Origin of the sequence: Variovorax sp. DAIF25, assembly GCF_050711835.1 — a bacterium.
Classification (GTDB): Bacteria; Pseudomonadota; Gammaproteobacteria; order Burkholderiales; family Burkholderiaceae_C; genus Variovorax.
The window spans coordinates 3,907,140-3,924,714 of sequence record NZ_CP136636.1 but is presented as its reverse complement, the minus strand read 5'-3'; the positions used below and the strand labels follow the sequence as shown (position 1 = coordinate 3,924,714).

Here is a 17,575-nt window from a genome sequence, read left to right as displayed (position 1 = left end):
CGCTGGCACGGCGGGTGCTTGCCCGCCGTTCATGAAGCACTTCATCGTCGAGATCGACTACCTCGTGCCCCTGGCCCGCATCCAGGAATCCGTGCCCGCGCATCGCGCCTACCTGCAGTTGGGCTACGACGCCGGCCTGCTGCTGTGCTCGGGCCCGAAGGTGCCGGCCACCGGCGGCTTCATGCTGGCGCGCGCGGAGTCGCTCGAACAGTTGCAGGCCTTCTTTCTCGACGACCCGTTCAGCCGCGAACAGCTCGCGCGCTTCGCTTTCAGCGAATTCCAGCCGGTGAAGCGCCAGCCCTGGGCCGAGGACTGGTTCGCTGCGCCGTCCGCCTCGGCGGCCTGAGACATCGCGAGTCAGGCCGCGAGCACCAGCACCTTGAACTGGCTCGGCACGATCCGCATGCCGACGATGTTGCAGCGGTTCTGCACCGACAGGCTGGTCATGCGCGTGCACGGCGTGCCCTTGAGCAGCACGGTGAAGGCGCCCGTGATGTGGCGCGAGGGCCCCATCACCGTCTGCGAGACCACGCCCATCAGCACGCCCGCGTTGTCGCCGTTGGTGATCGGCGTGACGGTCGCCATGTTGTGGGCCGGCGTGCCGCCGTAGAGGATGTTCCAGGCGTTGGGAATCGCGGTCGGGCCCAGCGCGATGTTGGGGTAGGGGATCGGCAAGGCCGGCGGCGTCTTGCACACGTCGGGGAAGGCGAGGTCGACGCCCATCATCTGTGCGTTGGCGAACATGGTGGCGGTTCCTTTCTGGCGGTCGTCGGTGGTCGATGGCGCGGGTCAGCCCATGTGGATCTGCTCGGCATCCACCTTGACCAGCCCCTTGCTGCTCACGAGCGTGTTCTTCGCGTGCAGCCGCAGGGTCTCTTCCGCCTGGTAGTCGATCTGCCCCGCGCGCACCTGCTCGACCTCCTCGGTGAGCCTGAAGCTAGAGCGCGTGAGTACGCTGAGCCGGTCGAGCACGGTCTCGCAGGTGCGGCCGACGAAGCGCGCGACCAGCGTGGTGATGCGCACTTCGCCGCCGCGGTAGTCCATCTCGCCGACCTCGAGCCGCGCCTTGCGTGCCTGCAGATCGAGTTCGGGCGCGGCCAGTTCGAGCCGGGTGCCGGCCTGCAGCGTGAGCACGCCGTCGACCGCGAGCCGTGCCTGTGCGGGATCGGCCTGCGTGATGACGGCGATCAGGTAGGCCTGGTCGCGTCGCGGTCCGGCCACCAGCACCGTGTCGCCGACCGAGGGCTGCAGCAGGCAGCTCGCGGCACGCGGGCACTGCCAGCGTTCGCCGCCGGCCTGTGCCTCGACGAGGAAGGCATCGCCGGGCAGCGCCTGCAGCACGGTGCCGAGGGCGTTGCCGGTCCAGGCGACGGGCGCGGGCAGTGGGCGGCGCAGCAAGGCCTGCATGTCGGGCGCGTCGTGCGCGGCGGGGGAAGAGGCGCGTTCGCGCAGGGCGGCAGGGCTCATGGTGCGAGGTCCTCGAGGTCGTCGGAAGTGGAAGGCAGCGGCCGGCCGAAACCGTCGCGGCCCGCGCGTTGCGGGCGGTCCTGGCGCGCGGCCGAGAAGCGTTCGGCCTCGAACAGGGCCGGGTCGCTGTCGAGCACGCCGCCGCGGTCGCCCCATCGGGTGCCGGACTGCAGCGCGCGGTGCATCTGCGTGCGCTCGAAGAAGGCGCCGCGCAGGTCGGCCTCGCCGAGGTCGGCATAGGCGAAGTCCGCATACACGAGCCGGCTGCGCGCGAACGAGGTGCGCCGGCACTGCGCGCGGTGGAACACGCACTGCTCGAGCCGCGCATCCGACAGGTCGGCGTCGTCGAGCCGCGCACCGACCCACAGGCTCTGGTCGAAATGCCCGCCGCGCGCATCGGCCTGGCGCAGGTCGGCTTCGGGAAACAGGCACTGCGGCGCATGCACCGCGGTGAGCACCGCGCGCGCGAGCTTCGCGCCCTTGAAGTTGCACTGGATCAGCGTCGCGCGGTCGAAGTTGCTGCCGCCGAGGTCGGCATCGATGAACTGGCAGAGCCGGAACTGCTGGCCCGAGAAGTCCTGGCCCGCGAGATCGGCCTCGCTGAAGATCACGTTGTGGAAGCTGGCGCCCGTGAAGCGCGCGCCGCGCAGCGCGGCCCGGTAGTAGACGGTGGTGTTCAGCGCCACCGCGTCGAAACGGGTGCCGGCCAGGCTCGACTCGCCGAACACGGCCTTCGTGAGTTCGGCCCCCGCGAAACTCGCGCCATCGAGCCGGCTCTGGTGGAAAGCCGCGAGATCGGCCCGGGCCTCGGCGGCATCCACCTCGTGCAGCTCGCAGTCGCTGAAGGCCGCGCGGCTCATCGTGGCGCCGCGCAGGCTCGCGCGTGCCAGGCTGCAGCGATGGAAGCCCGCGCGCTGCAGGTCGGCCGCGTCGAGCACGGCGCCGTCGAAGCGGCATGCATCGAAGGCCGATTCGGCGAGCTTCGCCCCGCGCAGGCTGGCGTTGGAGAAATCGCAGTCGCGCAGGGCGCCGCCGCTCAAATCCAGGCCATCGAATCGCATCCCCTGGAAGTCCTGCCGCTCGATGAATTCGCCGCCGCGCAGTTTCAGGGCCAGGGTTTCCGGCGTCATTGCACCGGGTCCGCCGCGCGGCGCGGCAGCGTCTTGGCCTGTTCGAGGTAGGCGCCGTGGGTGTCGGTCACCGTGTCGATCACGGTCTGCGAGACATCGGCACGGAACAGGTTGGCTTCGCGCAGGTCGCAGGAAAGCAGGCGGGATTTCTGCAGATGGGCATTCATGAGATTGGCGCCGCGCAGCGAGGCCTGCGTGAAGTCGGCGCGGATGAACAGGCTGTCGGGGGCGTCGATGGCGCTCAGGTCGGCGCCGGTCAGCACGCAGCCCGAGAGATCGCAGGTGTCGAGCGTGGCGCGCACGAAGCGCGCGCCCTCGAGCTGCATCTCGCGCAGGCTGCAATGGACCAGCGTGGCGCCTTCGAAATCGACCGTGCGCAGGCTGCTGGTGCCGACGAAGCAGGTGGTGCGCAGCGTGGCGCCGCGAAAGCTCACGCGCCGGTCGGCCACGGTGTGGGCCCAGGCGCAGGCTTCGAGCGAAGCGCCTGCGAAGTCCAGGCCCTCGACCTCGCAGGCAATGAGGCCGAACTTGTGCAGCGTGGCGCCGCGAAAGCTGCAGTCCACGAGCCGGCTGCCCTCGAGCACGGTCACGTAGTCGAAGTGCGCATCGTCGAAGCGGCAGCCCTCGAAGTGCATGCCGAACAGGTTCAGCTGCGCGAGCCGCGCGCCGCCGAAATCGCAGTGCTCGAAGCGGCTCTTCTCGCTCGTGGTCTCGGACAGCCGGGCGTGCGCGAACGAGGTGCGCTCGCAGCGCGCGAGGCTCAGGTTGGCGCGGTCGAGCACGCAGTGGGCCAGCGAGGCATGCGCGAGGTTCGCGCGCACCAGCACCGCCTCGGTGGCATCGGCGCCGTCGAGCTGCGCGCCCGCGAGCGAGGCGCTCTCGAGCAGGGTGCGGTGCAGCCGGGCGCCGCGCAGGTCGATGCCCGAGAGATCGGCGCCGGTCAGGTCCAGGCCCGAGAGGTCGCGCGTGGTCGCCATGAGCTGCAGTACGCGTTCGCGTGCCTCGGCCGCGCGCACAGCGTCCATCGCATCGGCCGCGCTCTGGTGCTGGGCGCCGAGCCGGTACATGTCGATCAGGCCGCGGCGGCCGTTCTCGGCCGCCTGCTCGAGCGCGCGTTGCTGCTCGGGCGGCATCTGCGGGCTGCGCGTGGCGGGCGCGATGCCCAGCAGTCCCTGCATCACGGTCTTCGCATCGAAGGCCGGCGGGCCCTTGACCTCGGTGCGCTGCGCGTTGTCGACCATCTCGCCGGTGTCGAAGCCGACCTTGCGCGACTCGGGCGCGTTGGCCTTCGCATGCCGCGCGAGGTCGCGGCGGCCGTCCTCGAGCTTCTGCAACTGTTCGCGCTCGTAGGCCTTGGCGCGCTCCATGAACGCGGGCAGCTCGCTGAGGCTCGGCCGCCTGGTGAAGGGCTCGGGCACCGCGCGTTCCTTGAAGTGGCGCGGCTTGTGGCCGGCAGCCACGCCCTTGCCGGCGAGGTCCTCGCGCAGCACGCGCGCGCGTTCGCGCATGTTGCGCACCAGCGGCGATTCCTCTTCCTCGAGCTGGTCGATCCAGGGGCCGATGGTCTCGGCGGGCAGCAGCTCCTCGTCGCGGAAGGTGTGGAGCGCGCCGGTCTCGGGGTCGCTGCGGCGCTGCAGGATCTCGAGGTAGTGGGCCAGCGGGCGCGGCGCATCGGCGGCGCGCTCGATCGCGGGCATGAGGTGCGTGATGTCGGCGGCGTCGTCTTCGGCGATCGCGGTCTCACCATGGAAGATCAGTGCGATCTGTTCGCGGTGCGGGAAGAACCAGGCCGTGGTGAGCCGCAGCTCGAGCTCGTCGAAGTGCCCGGGCTCGTCGCCGCCGGCCTGCGTCTTGCGCGCCACGAAGCCGCGCGCGCGCCAGTCGGGCAGCCGGCCGCGCTGCACGGGCTGCGCGGGGTGCATGTTCCAGATCTCGTAGGGCGTGCCGCCCGCGATGCGGTCGGCCTGGGGCCAGCGCTGCTCGGGCGCGGCGGCGTTGAAGAGCCGCCAGTCCATGTCCTGCGCGAAGCCGGGGAACAGGTGCTCGCGCCAGTGCGCGCCGTAGTCGCTGCCGATCAGCCGCATGCGCGCGGGCCAGCTCACGTCGATCGCGCCGAGGCAGGCCGGCTCCATTGCCCGGCCCGGATGGTCGATGCGGCGCTGCGGATGCTCGACGTTGGGCAGCCGCTGCACCCACAGCCCGTTGACGAGTTCGGGCTGCTGGCCGATGCCCAGCGGGTTGTCGGCGAAGGCCGGGCCGCCGTAGGCGCGGCTCCAGTCCAGGCGCATCGATTCGAAGGGCTGCGGCGCGCTCGCGCGGCCGTCGACCCAGTAGCGGTCGCCGAACACCACCAGCTGCCGTGCCAGCGCGCCCACGCGCAGCTCGACCGCGCAGGCCGTCTTCTCGGGCTGGTGGTGGGTGTAGGCATGGCCGGTGGCCAGGAACTCGGCGCAGGCCTTGGGCATGCCGAGGTCGATGGCGCCGGTGGGGCCCAGTTCCTCGGAGACCGTCTTCCAGAATTCGGTCTCGGGCAGCAGCACCGGCTGTTCGTCCATCGACACCATGCCCATCACCGTGAGTGCCAGGCGCTGCTGGCCCTGGCGCAGGAAGGGGCGCGTGATGACGCTCAGCCGCAGGGGTTTGACTGTTTTCACGGGCGGGCGCGGCTCAGTGCGAAGCGCGCGGAATCTCGAGCGGCGTGCGCGCGCGGTCGATGGCGAAGATGGAGGCGTCGTTCGGATCGCGCAGCAGGTGCACCGGCTTGCCGGGCACCGCGAACTGCGGCAGCAGTCCCTCGTCGATCAGCGTGCGCACGATGGCGGGGCGCTCGTCCACGATGGCGTCGGTGCCGATCACGCGCAGCGCGAGCTCCACGGCATACACGGTCTGGCCCTGCGAGCCGCCGCGCGAGAGTTCATTCTCGGAGCGCTTGAGCGACTCGACCACGGCCTGCGCGGGAATGCCGGTCTGCGCCAGCCGCGCCCAGGTCTTGGCCTCGGCCGAATAGGCGCGGTTCTCGCGCGTGGCCACGATCACGACCGACACCGCCACCAGCAGCATCGAGCCCATCAGCACCGCGAAGACGATCCACAGGAGGATTTCCATCGTTGCCGGGTGCGTCAGACCACCAGGGTCAGCACCTTGAACTTCGCCGCCAGGCCGCCGGTCGCGATCAGCATGCCCTTCTGGGCGATCTTCAGGCCCGTGGTGCTGATCTTCAGCGGCGCGTTCTTCAGCGAGAAGATGGCCACGTCGATCTTGACCGTCGCGAGCTGCGCATTGAGCGCCGCGTAGTACTGCAGCCGCGCGCCCCACACGTCCAGCGACATCCCCACCAGGCTCAGCCGGAAGCCCACGCCACCCACGCGCGCGAGCCGCCAGTCGCCGCTCGATGCGTAGTTGTTGTTGTAGACGGTGGAGTTGTTGGTGTAGTTGTTGGTCGTGTTGTTGTAGGTGGTCGAGGTCGTGTTGTAGATGTTGGTGTTGATGACGTGCTGCGTCGTGTTGTGGATGTGGTTGGTGGTGTTGAAGGTCACGTCGGGCGAGGTGTGCACCGTCGGGCCGGTCACGATGGTGGTCGAGGGACCGTTGACCGTCACGTTGTTGACGGTGTTGATGGTGTCGTTGCGCCCGCCGCTCACGAAGCGGATCTCCTGGCCGTCGATGGTGCCGTGGAAGCCGCCGGTGATCGCGAGGTTGACGCCGCCCGTGATGGTGTCGTTGAGGCCACCGGCCAGGTTGCGGTTCTTGCCGCCCGTGATGCGCTGGTTGACGCCGCCGCTGATGGTCTCGTCGAAGCCGCCGGTCACGTCGCGGGTGTCGCCGCCGGTGATGGTCTCCTGCGCGCCCGCGGTGATGTCGCGCGTCTCGCCGTCCTGGTAGGTGGCCGACTCGTGGCCCTTGATCAGCGTGGTGCGCGTGCCGTCGGTGGTGTGGGTCTCGTCGGCCTCGACCTCCACGTCGAGGTTGCGCTCGGCATGCAGCAGGATCTGCTCGGCGCCGGTGCGGTCCTCGAAGCGCAGCATGTTCGCCTGGTTGGCCGCGCCGCCTTCGCTCGAGCGCGTGAGGATGCCGCTGGCCGTGGCATTGGCAGGCAGTTCCCACGGCGGCATCTGGTCGCTGTTGTAGACGCGGCCGGTGATGATCGGCCGGTCGGGCTCGCCGCCGATGAAGTCGACGATGACCTCCTGGCCCACGCGCGGCATGTGCATGGTGCCGAAGTTCGCGCCGGCCCAGCTGCTGGACACGCGCACCCAGCAGGAGCTGTTCTCGTCGGCCTGGCCGTAGCGGTCCCAGCGGAACTGCAGCTTCACGCGACCGAAGCGGTCGGTCCAGATCTCCTGCGGGCCGACCACGGTGGCGGTCTGCGGGCCGTTGGTGCGCGGGCGCGGCGTCTTGCGCGCGGGCCGGTAGACCACGGAAGAGGGCAGCACGGTGAAGTCGAACTCGCACACCGACTCGCTGCTGCCGCCGCTCGAGTACTCGGGCTCCTGCAGGTCGTAGCGGGTCTCGGTGACCAGGTACTCGCGGTTGTCGGCTTCGCGCGGGCAATGCGTGAGCGAGAACAGGTAGCCCGGCGCCATGCCCGCCACGTTGGTGTGGCCCGCGGCCAGTTCGTGCGCGCACTGCAGCTCCTGCAGGCGGATGCGCGCATAGGTGTCGCCCTGCTGGTGCTCGCTGTAGCCGCCCAGCCATTCGTAGACCTCGTACGAGGCATGCTCGTGGCCCTTGGGGTCCTGCTGCACGCTCTGCAGCGAGGCGCGCGACTTGCGGAAATCGAAGTCGTCGAGCATCACGCGGCCCGAGGTGATCTGCTCGGCCACGCGCCAGCGGTCGATGCAGGGCTCGAGCGCGTCGACCACGCGATCGCGCGGCCGGTACGGGATGCTGGCGTAGCCGGGCAGCGGCCGGTAGGCGCCGGCATCGTCGGCCAGCACCAGCAGGTGCGAGCCGTTCGAATGCTCGAAGTGGTAGGAGATGCCCTCGTGCTCCATGAGCCGGCTCGCGAAGGCGAAGTCGCTCTCCTGGTACTGCACGCAGTTCTCCCAGCTGCGGTAGCTGCCGGTCAGGCGCTTCTCGTACTCGAAGCCGTACTTGCCGAGCACCTCGTCGAGCACCTCGGGCACGCTCCGGTTCTGGAAGATGCGGCTGTCGGTGGTGCGCGTGAGGTACCAGAGCCAGGGCTGCACCAGCGCGCGGTAGACGTAATGGCGGCCGGTCTCGTTGGCGCGGCCCAGCAGTTCGAAGCGCACCACGGTGCCATTGAGGAAGCGCGGGCCGGCATCGTCCGAGACCTCGATGCTCAGCGAGGTGCCCAGCAGCGTCTTCAGGTCGAGGTTGAAGCTGGTGCTGACCATGTCGACCTCGAACTCGAAGAGCCGGGAGAGGCCTTCCTGTCCCCGCATCGCGCGAAACTTCAGTTGCTCGGCGCTCAGTGCGGTGTGGACCCGGATGGTTCGCGTCATTCGAAGGTGTTCCCTGTTCTCGAAGGACCCGGCGGGTGCGGGTCGTCGAGGCCAGTCTAGGAAGCCCTCATGTCATCGACATGACGCGATGGCGCATGCGGCGCGCTAAGACCGCGCGCTTAAGACGAACTGTTTATAAGGCCGGGGTCGGCGCCCCGGCCCGGCCTCACATCGAGGCTTCGAGCATCGCGCGGTAATCGTCGCGCGTGGCGAGCCGCGGGTTGGTCTTGTGGCAGTGGTCGGCCATCGCGCCGTCGATGATCTGCTCGAACAGCGCGGGCGTCACGCCCACTTCGGCCAGGCCCTTGGGCAGGCCCAGGCGCGCGTTCATGTCGCGGATCGCATCGCCGAGGTCGCCGGCCGAATCGAGGTGCATGGCCTGCGCCATGCGCTGCAGCCGCTGCTCCTTCTGCACCGACTCGGCACCGGCGTTGAAGTGGATCACGGCGGGCAGGAACAACGCGTTGAGCGTGCCGTGGTGCAGGCGCGGATCGACGCCGCCGAGGCTGTGGCTCAGCGAGTGCACGCAGCCCAGGCCCTTCTGGAACGCCATCGCGCCCTGCATCGAGGCGCTCATGAGGTTGAGGCGCGCCTCGCGGTCGCTGCCGTCCTTGGTGGCGCGCTCGATGTGGCCCCAGGCGCGCTCGAGGCCGTCGAGGCCGATGCCGTCGGCCGGGGGGTTGAAGGCGGCCGACATGAAGGTCTCCATGCAGTGCGCGATCGCGTCCATGCCGGTGGCGGCGGTCAGCCGCGGCGGCAGGCCGAGCGTGAGCTCGGGGTCGCAGATCGCGGCCTTGGGCATCAGGAACCAGCTGTGGAAGCCGAGCTTGCGGTGGTCGTCGACGATCACGATCGCGCCGCGCGCGACCTCGCTGCCGGTGCCGCTGGTGGTGGGCACCGCGATCAGCGGCACCGCGCGGTCGGTGATCTTCGGCGAGCCGCCCTCGATGGTGGCGTAGGTCTTGAGCGGACCTTCGTGCGTGGCCGCGATCGCCACGCCCTTGGCGCAGTCGATGGCCGAGCCGCCGCCCACGGCGATCAGGCCGTCGCAGCGGCCGCTGCGGTAGAGCTCGACGGCCGCGCGCACCGCGGCCTCGGTCGGGTTGGACGGGGTCTGGTCGAAGATCGACACCTCGAGGTCGGCGATGGCGTCGATCGCCTTCTGCAGGATGCCGGCCGCGCGCACGCCGGCGTCGGTCACGATCAGCGGGCGGTGGATGCCGATGCGCGCGCACTCGCTCGACAGCAGCTTCACCGCGCCGAATTCGAACTGGATCTGGGTCAGGTATTGGATGAGGGCCATGGGGTGGGGGAGGGGTTCCGGAGCTTGCGGGCAGTACGATGGCGGACCATCGAATCTACCGAAACTATCAGGAGGGAGGCACCTTGCACACGAAGAAAACCCTTGCCGCTGTCGCGCTCGGCACAGCGATCGCCGCACTGTCCGCCGCCCCGGCGCTGGCCGCCTGCCTCAGCGACGAACAGGTCGCCGATTTCGCGGCCGCGCTCGAGGCCCACCGGCCCGCGGCCGACCTCGAGAACATGGGCGAGACCGATGCCTCCTGCACGCGCGCGAAGCTCAATGCGCTGCATGCGCGCAAGCTCGGCCCGGTGGTCGGCTACAAGGCCGGGCTCACCAATCCCGCGGTGCAGAAGCGCTTCAACTACGACCAGCCGGTGTGGGGCGTGCTCTACCGCGACATGGTGCTCGACACCGGCGCGGTGGTCGATGCCGCCTTCGGCGCGCGGCCGCTGTTCGAGGCCGACATGCTGGTGCGCGTGAAGAGCGCCGACATCAACGCCGCGAAGACGCCGGCCGAGGTGCTCGCCGCCATCGACCAGGTGATCCCCTTCATCGAGCTGCCCGATCTCGCGGTGCAGACCCCGCCCAAGCTCGGCGGCCCGGGCCTCGCGGCCATCAACGTGGCGGCGCGCCTGGGCGTCAAGGGCGTGGCGATCGACGTGCCCGCCGACAGCGCGGGCCAGGCCGTGTTGCTGCAGAGCCTGCGCGACATGACGGTGGTGATGAAGGACGGCACTGGCAACGAACTGGCGCGCGGCAAGGGCTCGGACATCCTCGAGCATCCGCTCAATGCCGTGGTGTGGCTGGCCGCCGCGCTCGGCAAGGAGGGCATCGCCATGAAGCCCGGCGACCTCATCAGCCTCGGTTCCTTCTCGCCGCTGCTGCCGCCCAAGGCGGGGCAGACGGTGCTCGTGACCTACGAAGGCCTGGCGCGCGCCCAGCCCGTGGTCGTTTCCTTCAAGTGACATGACGACGAATCCCACCGCACAACGACTTCCCCATCCGCTGACCGCCAAGATGGCCAGCGTGGTCGAGCGCATGGCGCGCGCCGGCCACCCCTCGCTCGACCAGCTCACGCCCGACGAGGCCAAGGCCTCGTACGAACGCGGCGCGGGCGTGCTCGAGGTGCCCAAGCCCGAGCTCGCGCGCATCGAGGACTTCGAGATCGCCGCGCGCGACGGCCATGCGATCCCCGCGCGGCTCTACGCGCCCTCGGCCGAGGTGCTGCCGGTGCTGGTGTACTTCCACGGCGGCGGCTTCACGGTCGGCAACATCCGCACCCACGACACGCTGTGCCGCGTCCTCTGCAAGAAGAGCGGCTGCGCCGTGGTGTCGGTCGACTACCGGCTCGCGCCCGCGCACAAGTTCCCGACCGCTTCCGACGATGCCTGGGATGCCTTCTCCTTCGTCGCGCGCGAGGGTGCGAGCCTGGGCCTCGATCCCGCGCGGCTCGCGGTCGGCGGCGACAGCGCGGGCGGCACGCTGGCCGCGGTCTGCGCGATCCTCGCGCGCGATGCGGGCCTGCCGCTGTCGTTGCAGATGCTGATCTACCCCGGCACCACCGGCCACCAGGACACCGAGTCGCACCGCCGCTACGCCCAGGGCCCGCTGCTGACCAAGGCGCTGATCGACTACTTCTTCGGCCAGTACGTGCGCAGCCCGGCCGACCGCGACGACTGGCGCTTCGCGCCGCTGATCGCCGACGACATGGACGGCGTGGCACCGGCCTGGATCGCGCTGGCCGAGTGCGACCCGGTGGTCGACGAGGGCATCGCCTATGCCGACAAGCTGCGCGCCGCTGGCGTGCCGGTCGACCTCGAGATCTACCGCGGCGTGATCCACGAGTTCCTCAAGATGGGCCGCGCGGTGCCCGAGGCGCTGCAGGCGCAGGACGATGCGGCGAAGGCGCTGCGCGACGCGCTTCGGCCCTGACGACCCCGATTTCATTTCCCCTGGAGACAACAAGAATGCAACGCAGTGATTTCCGTTTCTTCCACCGCCTGCGCGTGCGCTGGGCCGAAGTCGACATGCAGAAGATCGTCTTCAACGCGCACTACCTGATGTACTTCGACACCGCCATCGCCGACTACTGGCGCGCGCTCGCGCTGCCCTACGAGGAGGCGATGCATTCGCTGGGCGGCGATCTCTACGTGCGCAAGGCGACCATCGATTTCCGCGGCTCGGCGCGCATGGACGACGTGATCGACGTGGGCATGCGCTGCGCGCGCATCGGCACCTCGTCGATGACCTTCGAGGGCGGGCTGTTCCGCCAGGGCGAATTCCTGGTCGGCTGCGAACTGGTCTACGTGTTCGCCGACCCGGCCACGCAGACCTCGAAGCCGGTGCCGGCCTCGCTGCGCGCGATCCTCGAGGGCTTCGAGGCCGGCGAGACGATGCGCGCGATCGACACCGGCGACTGGGCCACGCTGGGCGAGGGCGCTGCGGCGCTGCGGCGCGCGGTCTTCATCGAGGAGCAGAAGGTGCCCGAGGCGATGGAGTGGGACGAGCACGACGCGGCCGTGCCGCATGTGGTGGTGCGCAACCGGCTCGGCCAGGCGATCGCCACCGGCCGGCTGCTGCCGGCGCAGGACGGCCGCTCGATGATCGGCCGCATCGCGGTGCACCGCGCGCTGCGCAGCGGCGGCCACGGCGTGGCGGTGGTGCAGGCGCTCGAGGCCGCGGCCCGGGCGCGCGGCGATGCGGAGATCGCGCTCTACGCGCAGCGCAGCGCCGAGCGCTTCTACGAACGGCTCGGCTATGCGGTGTACGGCGAGCCCTTCGTCGAGGCCGACATCCCGCACATCGAGATGCGGCGCGTGCTGCGCTGAGCGTCGTTCAGTAGCGCGGCGGCGGATCGGGCACGTAGCCCGCTTCGGATTCGGGGAACGGCGACGGTCCCGCGGGACGCGGCCAGCGCGGCGCCGGATTGGCCGGGATCACGCCCGCGGCGACCAGGTTCTCGCGGCTGTCGTAGCGGATGCGCACCACCTCGTCGGGCGAGGAACGCAGGCGCTCGAAGGTGGTGTGGCCGACGTACGAGGTCTCGCGGCGGCCATGGCCGGTGCCGAGGCTGGGCGCGGGCTGGCTGCGCGACTGGGCCATGGCGGAGGATTCCGCGGGGGCCGCGCTGTCGGCCGAGGGCGCGGCTCCCGGCGCCGGCGCCATCGACTTGTTGCGGGCCTCGAAATCGCCGCGCGGCGCCGACTCCTCGCGGCTGTAGCCGTCGCGGCGCGGGAAGGGCATCGGCACGGGCGGCGGCGGCGGTGCGACGCGCTCGCGGAACACCGCGACGCCGATCACGCCGACCTCATCGGGCCGGCCGGTGCGGCTCGCATAGGAGTTGCCGTTGGCGGTGAACTCGAAGGCCGCGATCTGCGAATCGCTCTTGCGCCAGCCCGCGATGTCGGCGCGCTCGCCGCCCGTGAGCACGTAGCCGTTCTGCTGCACGCCCGCGGTTTCGCCGGTCAGCACGTTGACGCCGTCGACCGACATCACGGTCATGAGCCGCTCGCCCATGCGGTTGCGCAGCCGCAGCGCATAACGCGCGCCGGGACGCCCGGCCACCCAGTACTCGCCGTTGGCGCGGTGGATCGGCAGCTCGCGGCCGGTGGCGCGGTCGACCACGCTGACTTCCATCAGGCCGCCGAGGCGGTCGACGGGCGAGGGCGGCAGGTAGGGGCGCGCCGGGGTCTGGGTGCAGGCCGAGAGCGCGGCCAGCGCGAGGGCGGTGGAGAAGAATCTGCGGTTCATGGAGGTCTCTCTTTCCTTGCCGGAAGTGGTCGGTGCAGGCTTCTACGGCGCACCGGCGGCAACGGGGTCAAGAAAGACGCACAAAAAAAGGCGCTATCTGAAAGATAGCGCCTTGCGCCCGAACGACGGGCGTTGGAAGCCCAAAACGCCTCACTGATTGGGCTTCAAGCTGCAGCGCGGTGCCGGTGGTCGGCGCCCGGTGCTGTTCGGAGACTCAGATATCTTCGAGCAGCGGATAAGGCAAAGGTTCCACCTGGAGCGCCGGGCCGCTGGCCGAGGCCGCATGCAGGCCGCCGGCCTCGAGCGCCGCGATCTGCATCGAGATCAGCGCGGCCCAGCCGCCGTCGGGCGCCGGCGCGGCCTGCGCGACCGTGCCCACGGGCTGTTCGGCATCGCTGGCCGCAAAGACTTCCTGGCCGGCCGCGACTTCGCCGTCGGCCTTCACGAGGTAGGTGCGGCGCTTGAGCGTGCCGCGGAACTGGCTGCGCGCCACCACTTCCTGGCCGGGGTAGCAGCCCTTCTTGAAGTTGACGCCGCCCACCGATTCGTAATTGATCATCTGCGGCACGAAGGCCTCGACCACCGGGGTCGTGAGCGTAACGATGCCGCTGCGCACCTCGCTCCACGACCACAGGGCCGCGTCGAGCGCCGCGCCCTGCGGCGCGGCGCTGCCGGCCGGGGCCAGCCAGAGCGCGCGCGGCACGCCGTCGGCCGGGTAGAGCGAGATGGCGCTGCCGCCGTCGATGCCTTCGATCGCGCGGCGCTGGCCGGGTGCGGCCGAGGCGTCGAGGCCGTTGGCCGCGAGCGCGGTGCCCGCGAGGCCGAACAGCGCGAACTGCTCGGTCGCGTCGCTGAGCTTGGCCTTGGCGCGCAGCACGTACATCGACAGCCGCTTGAGCGTGGCGGCCAGGATGTCGCGGCTGCAGACCAGCAGCACCAGCTCGGGCTGCGGGCGGATGCCGATGAAGCTCGCGATCACGCGGCCCTTGGCGGTGCACAGCGCCGCCAGGCGGGCCTCGGCGGCGCCGAGCAGGGAGAAATCCTGAGTGAGTTGGCCATGCAGGAAGGCCGCGGCATCGGGGCCCTCGGCACGGATCACGCCCAGATGGGCGAGGGGCGCAACGCCATTGAGAACGACTGTGGTCATCGCTGAATTATCATGGCCGGGCCTGATTCGTCAGGACCGCGGCGACGGCAGCCTTTCTTCTTGCAGGGCCACCGCCTCGAGCGGCCGCCACGCTGCCGCGAAAAGCCCCGTCCAGCCCGTTCCGCCACCTCATCCTCCTCCGCTCTTTCATCGGATCCGTGCGCCGCTTCTTCCTCACGATCTTCCTGCTCGCTGCCCTGGCCGCGCTGGCCGCCGGTGCCGGCGGACTCTGGTGGGTGCACCAGCCGCTCAAGCTGCCGGCGCCCAACGTCGATCTGTCGGTCGAGCCCGGCACCACGCCGCGCGGCATCGCCCAGGCCGTGGCCGACGCCGGCGTGGCGGTCGACCCGCAGCTGCTCTACCTGTGGTTCCGCATCTCGGGCCAGGACCGGCAGATGCGCGCCGGCAGCTACGAGCTCGACCGCGGCGTGACGCCCAAGCTGCTGCTCAACATCCTGGTGCGCGGCGAGGAAGCCACGCGCAGCCTGGTGCTGGTGGAAGGCTGGAACATCCGCCAGGTGCGCGCCGCCCTTGCCAAGGCCGAGCAGCTCAAGCCCGACAGCGTGGGCCTGAGCGACGAGGCGCTGATGGAAAGGCTCGGCCGGCCCGGCCAGCACCCCGAAGGGCGCTTCTTCCCCGATACCTACACCTATTCGAAGGGTTCGACCGACATCGCGCTGCTGCAGCGCGCGATGCGCGCCATGGACAAGAAACTCGAGGCCGCCTGGGCCGCGCGCGGCAGCAACCTGCCGCTGCAATCGGCCGAGCAGGCACTGATCCTCGCGAGCATCGTCGAGAAGGAGACCGGCAAGGCGGCCGACCGGGCCGAGATCGCCGCCGTCTTCAACAACCGGCTGCGCATCGGCATGCCGCTGCAGACCGACCCGACCGTGATCTACGGCATGGGCACCGCCTTCGACGGCAACCTGCGCAAGAAGGACCTGCAGACCGACACGCCCTGGAACACCTACATGCGCAACGGCCTGCCGCCCACGCCGATCTCGATGCCCGGCAAGGCCGCGCTGCTGGCCGCGGTGCAGCCGGCGCAGAGCAAGTCGCTGTATTTCGTCTCGCGCGGCGACGGCACCAGCCAGTTCAGCAGCTCGCTCGACGACCACAACCGTGCCGTCAACCGCTACCAGCGCGGCGGCGGCACCCCTGCGACGAAGGCGGCCCAATGAACGCTGGCGGACTCTTTCTCACGCTCGAGGGCATCGACGGGGCCGGCAAGTCCAGCCACCTCGATGCCTTGCAGGCGCTCTTCGAGGGCCGGGGCCGCACGGTCACGCGCACGCGCGAACCGGGCGGCACGCCGCTGGCCGAAACGCTGCGCACGCTGATCCTCGAACAGCCGATGGACCCGCTGACCGAATCGCTGCTGGTGTTCGCCGCACGGCGCGACCACATCGTGCAGGTGATCGAGCCGGCACTGGCGCGCGGCGACGTGGTGCTGTGCGACCGCTTCACCGACGCCACCTTCGCCTACCAGGGTGGCGGCCGCGGCTTCGACGCCGAGGTGCTGTCCACGCTCGAGCGCTGGGCGCAGGCCGGGCGCGGTGGGCAGTCCGAGGCGACCTTGCTGCAGCCGCACATCACGCTGTGGTTCGACCTCGCGCCCGAGATCGCGGCCCAGCGCCTGGCCGGCGCGCGCGTGCCCGACAAGTTCGAGGCCCAGCCGGTCGAGTTCTTCCGCAAGGTCGCGCAGGGCTATGCCGAGCGCGCGGCCGCCGATGCGGCGCGCTTCGTGCGCATCGATGCGAGCCAGAGCCGCGACCAGGTCTGGCAACAGGTCGAGGCGGCGCTGGTGGCGCGCGGCCTGGCCGGGGAGGGGCGCGCATGAGCGCAGCGGAACTGTCGCCCTGGCTGCGCCAGCCGCTGGTCGAGCTGTTGCGCCAGCGCGGCCACGCCTGGCTGCTGCAAGGCCCTTCGGGCCTGGGCCAATACGACCTGGCGCTCGCGCTGGCCTCGGCCTGGCTTTGCGAGCAGCCGACGGAGGAGGGCGCCGCCTGCGGCCACTGCCCGAGCTGCCACGCCATCGAGGTCCGCACCCATGCCGACCTCTGCGTGCTGATGCCCGAGGTGGCGATGCTGGACCTGGGCTGGCCGCTCGACGAGAAGGCCCAGGCCGACATCGACGACAAGAAGCGCAAGGCCAGCCGCGAGATCCGCGTCGAGGCGATGCGCGACGCGGTCGGTTTCGCGCAGCGCACCAGCGCGCGCGGCCGCGGCAAGGTGGTGCTGGTCTATCCGGCCGAGCGCATGAACACCATCACCGCCAATGCGCTGCTCAAGACGCTCGAGGAGCCGGTGGGCGACGTGCGCTTCGTGCTCGCGAGCGAGGCCGCCTGGCAACTGCTGCCGACCATCCGCAGCCGCTGCCTCGGCTTCACCTTGCCCTGGCCCGACACCCAGCAGGCCGAGGCCTGGCTCGCAACGCAGGACGTTCCCGCCGCGGATGCCGCCGCCCTGCTGCGCGCGGCCGGCGGACGCCCGAGCGACGCCTTGCGGCTCGCGCGCACCGGCCAGTCGCCCAAGGCCTGGGCGCTGCTACCCAAGGCCGTGCTGCGCGGCGACGTCGGCGCGCTGGCCGACCAGGCGCCGGCCCAGGCGGTCGGCGCGCTGCAGAAGCTCTGCCACGACCTGATGGCCGTCGGCAATGGCGCCGCGCCGCGCTTCTTCGAACCCGGCGACCTGCCGGCCGCGCCGTCGCGGCTCGCGCTGGCGCGCTGGTCGAAATCGCTGGCCGCGTCGGCCCGGACCGCGGAACATCCGTTCAATGCAGGACTCATGCTGGAAGCGCTCGTGAGCGAAGCGCGCAGCACCCTCAACTCAGCCGCTCGCCGCCCATGAACCAACCCGCAGCCCCCTCCGCCAATTCCGCAGCGACCGCTGCCGCCGCCTCCGCCGCCGCTGCGGGTGGCGCCACGCCGCACCGGCCGAGCGTCATCCAGCTCGCGATCAAGGAGAAGGGCGCGCTCTATGCGGCCTACATCCCGCTGTTCTCCGAGGGCGGTATCTTCATTCCGACCTCGCGCGAATACCGGCTCGGCGACGACGTCTACGTGCTGCTGACCCTGCCCGAAGATCCGCAGCGCTATCCGGTGGCCGGCAAGGTCGCCTGGATCACGCCGGCGCGCGCGGCCGGCAGCCGGGCGCCTGGCGTGGGCATCCGCTTTCCGTCCGACGAGAAATCGCGCCAGCTCAAGGCGCGCATCGAGGCCGCCTTGGGCGGCTCGATGGCTTCCGACCGGCCGACGCAGACGATCTGACATCCGGGGCGGCCCGACCGCCTATTGCGCTCGCCAGTTTTCCG

The 17,575-nt window shown here is 70.6% G+C and carries 17 protein-coding genes; 8 read left to right on the top strand and 9 right to left on the bottom strand.

Features of this window, described 5'->3' with window-relative positions; genetic code table 11:
• Nucleotides 1-31: 31 nt before the first annotated feature.
• Nucleotides 32-346 (top strand): YciI family protein, encoded by a 315-nt coding sequence (locus tag R0232_RS18285; protein WP_431508977.1) that lies wholly within the window; start codon nt 32-34, stop codon nt 344-346.
• Between the two features lie 11 nt (nt 347-357).
• Here the strand turns inward: R0232_RS18285 and R0232_RS18280 are convergent, their stop codons facing one another.
• The 7 genes from R0232_RS18280 to R0232_RS18250 form a co-directional block, all read right to left on the bottom strand.
• On the bottom strand, nt 358-744 hold the full coding sequence (locus R0232_RS18280) for a DUF4150 domain-containing protein (RefSeq protein WP_057590264.1): 387 nt from the start codon (nt 742-744) through the stop codon (nt 358-360).
• Nucleotides 745-789: 45 nt separating this feature from the next.
• Nucleotides 790-1,467 carry a DUF3540 domain-containing protein gene (locus R0232_RS18275; RefSeq protein ID WP_431508976.1) on the bottom strand — a complete coding sequence of 226 codons (678 nt, stop codon included), beginning with the start codon at nt 1,465-1,467 and terminating at the stop codon, nt 790-792.
• Nucleotides 1,464-2,597: a pentapeptide repeat-containing protein gene (locus tag R0232_RS18270; RefSeq protein ID WP_431508975.1), complete on the bottom strand. Its 1,134-nt coding sequence runs from the start codon at nt 2,595-2,597 to the stop codon at nt 1,464-1,466. Before R0232_RS18270 ends, R0232_RS18275 begins: the two co-directional genes overlap by 4 nt.
• Nucleotides 2,594-5,251: a DUF2169 family type VI secretion system accessory protein gene (locus tag R0232_RS18265; RefSeq protein ID WP_431508974.1), complete on the bottom strand. Its 2,658-nt coding sequence runs from the start codon at nt 5,249-5,251 to the stop codon at nt 2,594-2,596. The genes R0232_RS18270 and R0232_RS18265 overlap by 4 nt, the downstream gene beginning before the upstream one ends.
• A 13-nt stretch (nt 5,252-5,264) precedes the next feature.
• Nucleotides 5,265-5,702, bottom strand: a complete 438-nt coding sequence (locus R0232_RS18260) for a hypothetical protein (protein ID WP_431508973.1) — start codon at nt 5,700-5,702, stop codon at nt 5,265-5,267.
• Nucleotides 5,703-5,716: 14 nt separating this feature from the next.
• Nucleotides 5,717-8,062, bottom strand: coding sequence for a type VI secretion system Vgr family protein (locus tag R0232_RS18255; RefSeq protein ID WP_431508972.1), 2,346 nt, complete (start codon nt 8,060-8,062; stop codon nt 5,717-5,719).
• A gap of 166 nt (nt 8,063-8,228) precedes the next feature.
• Nucleotides 8,229-9,365, bottom strand: a complete 1,137-nt coding sequence (locus R0232_RS18250; protein ID WP_431508971.1) for an iron-containing alcohol dehydrogenase — start codon at nt 9,363-9,365, stop codon at nt 8,229-8,231.
• 83 nt (nt 9,366-9,448) lie between these two features.
• On the opposite strand from R0232_RS18250, the gene R0232_RS18245 reads away from it, so the two are divergent.
• Genes R0232_RS18245 through R0232_RS18235 form a run of 3 tightly spaced genes read left to right on the top strand, consistent with a single transcriptional unit; the run spans nt 9,449 to nt 12,193 of the window.
• Nucleotides 9,449-10,330 (top strand): 2-keto-4-pentenoate hydratase, encoded by an 882-nt coding sequence (locus R0232_RS18245; RefSeq protein ID WP_431508970.1) that lies wholly within the window; start codon nt 9,449-9,451, stop codon nt 10,328-10,330.
• Nucleotide 10,331: 1 nt separating this feature from the next.
• Nucleotides 10,332-11,297 carry an alpha/beta hydrolase gene (locus tag R0232_RS18240; RefSeq protein WP_431508969.1) on the top strand — a complete coding sequence of 322 codons (966 nt, stop codon included), beginning with the start codon at nt 10,332-10,334 and terminating at the stop codon, nt 11,295-11,297.
• Nucleotides 11,298-11,332: 35 nt separating this feature from the next.
• Entirely contained in the window at nt 11,333-12,193 is an 861-nt protein-coding gene (locus tag R0232_RS18235) for a YbgC/FadM family acyl-CoA thioesterase (protein ID WP_431508968.1), read from the top strand.
• 7 nt (nt 12,194-12,200) lie between these two features.
• Here R0232_RS18235 and R0232_RS18230 read toward each other — a convergent pair whose 3' ends face one another.
• Nucleotides 12,201-13,115 (bottom strand): hypothetical protein, encoded by a 915-nt coding sequence (locus R0232_RS18230; protein ID WP_431508967.1) that lies wholly within the window; start codon nt 13,113-13,115, stop codon nt 12,201-12,203.
• Nucleotides 13,116-13,329: 214 nt separating this feature from the next.
• The gene (locus R0232_RS18225) at nt 13,330-14,262 is read right to left on the bottom strand and encodes a YgfZ/GcvT domain-containing protein (protein ID WP_431508966.1); all 933 of its coding nucleotides are present in this window, start codon (nt 14,260-14,262) and stop codon (nt 13,330-13,332) included.
• A 158-nt stretch (nt 14,263-14,420) separates the two neighbouring features.
• On the opposite strand from R0232_RS18225, the gene mltG reads away from it, so the two are divergent.
• From mltG to R0232_RS18205, 4 genes are read left to right on the top strand one after another with little or no spacing between them, the layout of a single operon-like run.
• Nucleotides 14,421-15,443: an endolytic transglycosylase MltG gene (gene mltG, locus R0232_RS18220; protein WP_431508965.1), complete on the top strand. Its 1,023-nt coding sequence runs from the start codon at nt 14,421-14,423 to the stop codon at nt 15,441-15,443.
• Nucleotides 15,440-16,102 (top strand): dTMP kinase, encoded by a 663-nt coding sequence (gene tmk / locus R0232_RS18215; protein WP_296782616.1) that lies wholly within the window; start codon nt 15,440-15,442, stop codon nt 16,100-16,102. Before mltG ends, tmk begins: the two co-directional genes overlap by 4 nt.
• Nucleotides 16,099-17,112 carry a DNA polymerase III subunit delta' gene (locus R0232_RS18210; protein ID WP_296795452.1) on the top strand — a complete coding sequence of 338 codons (1,014 nt, stop codon included), beginning with the start codon at nt 16,099-16,101 and terminating at the stop codon, nt 17,110-17,112. Before tmk ends, R0232_RS18210 begins: the two co-directional genes overlap by 4 nt.
• Complete coding sequence (locus R0232_RS18205; protein WP_431508964.1) at nt 17,109-17,531, top strand: PilZ domain-containing protein; 423 nt, start codon at nt 17,109-17,111, stop codon at nt 17,529-17,531. The genes R0232_RS18210 and R0232_RS18205 overlap by 4 nt, the downstream gene beginning before the upstream one ends.
• The last annotated feature ends 44 nt before the right edge of the window (nt 17,532-17,575 follow it).

Excerpts from the sequence above, each read along its gene's own strand:
- R0232_RS18210 (WP_296795452.1), top strand. The coding sequence starts at position 16,099 with ATGAGCGCAGCGGAACTGTCGCCCTGGCTGCGCCAGCCGCTGGTCGAG.
- R0232_RS18270 (WP_431508975.1), bottom strand. The coding sequence starts at position 2,597 with ATGACGCCGGAAACCCTGGCCCTGAAACTGCGCGGCGGCGAATTCATC.
- R0232_RS18260 (WP_431508973.1), bottom strand. The coding sequence starts at position 5,702 with ATGGAAATCCTCCTGTGGATCGTCTTCGCGGTGCTGATGGGCTCGATG.
- tmk (WP_296782616.1), top strand. The coding sequence starts at position 15,440 with ATGAACGCTGGCGGACTCTTTCTCACGCTCGAGGGCATCGACGGGGCC.
- R0232_RS18230 (WP_431508967.1), bottom strand. The coding sequence starts at position 13,115 with ATGAACCGCAGATTCTTCTCCACCGCCCTCGCGCTGGCCGCGCTCTCG.
- R0232_RS18275 (WP_431508976.1), bottom strand. The coding sequence starts at position 1,467 with ATGAGCCCTGCCGCCCTGCGCGAACGCGCCTCTTCCCCCGCCGCGCAC.
- R0232_RS18255 (WP_431508972.1), bottom strand. The coding sequence starts at position 8,062 with ATGACGCGAACCATCCGGGTCCACACCGCACTGAGCGCCGAGCAACTG.
- R0232_RS18225 (WP_431508966.1), bottom strand. The coding sequence starts at position 14,262 with ATGACCACAGTCGTTCTCAATGGCGTTGCGCCCCTCGCCCATCTGGGC.
- R0232_RS18205 (WP_431508964.1), top strand. The coding sequence starts at position 17,109 with ATGAACCAACCCGCAGCCCCCTCCGCCAATTCCGCAGCGACCGCTGCC.
- R0232_RS18240 (WP_431508969.1), top strand. The coding sequence starts at position 10,332 with ATGACGACGAATCCCACCGCACAACGACTTCCCCATCCGCTGACCGCC.
- R0232_RS18235 (WP_431508968.1), top strand. The coding sequence starts at position 11,333 with ATGCAACGCAGTGATTTCCGTTTCTTCCACCGCCTGCGCGTGCGCTGG.
- R0232_RS18250 (WP_431508971.1), bottom strand. The coding sequence starts at position 9,365 with ATGGCCCTCATCCAATACCTGACCCAGATCCAGTTCGAATTCGGCGCG.
- R0232_RS18285 (WP_431508977.1), top strand. The coding sequence starts at position 32 with ATGAAGCACTTCATCGTCGAGATCGACTACCTCGTGCCCCTGGCCCGC.
- R0232_RS18280 (WP_057590264.1), bottom strand. The coding sequence starts at position 744 with ATGTTCGCCAACGCACAGATGATGGGCGTCGACCTCGCCTTCCCCGAC.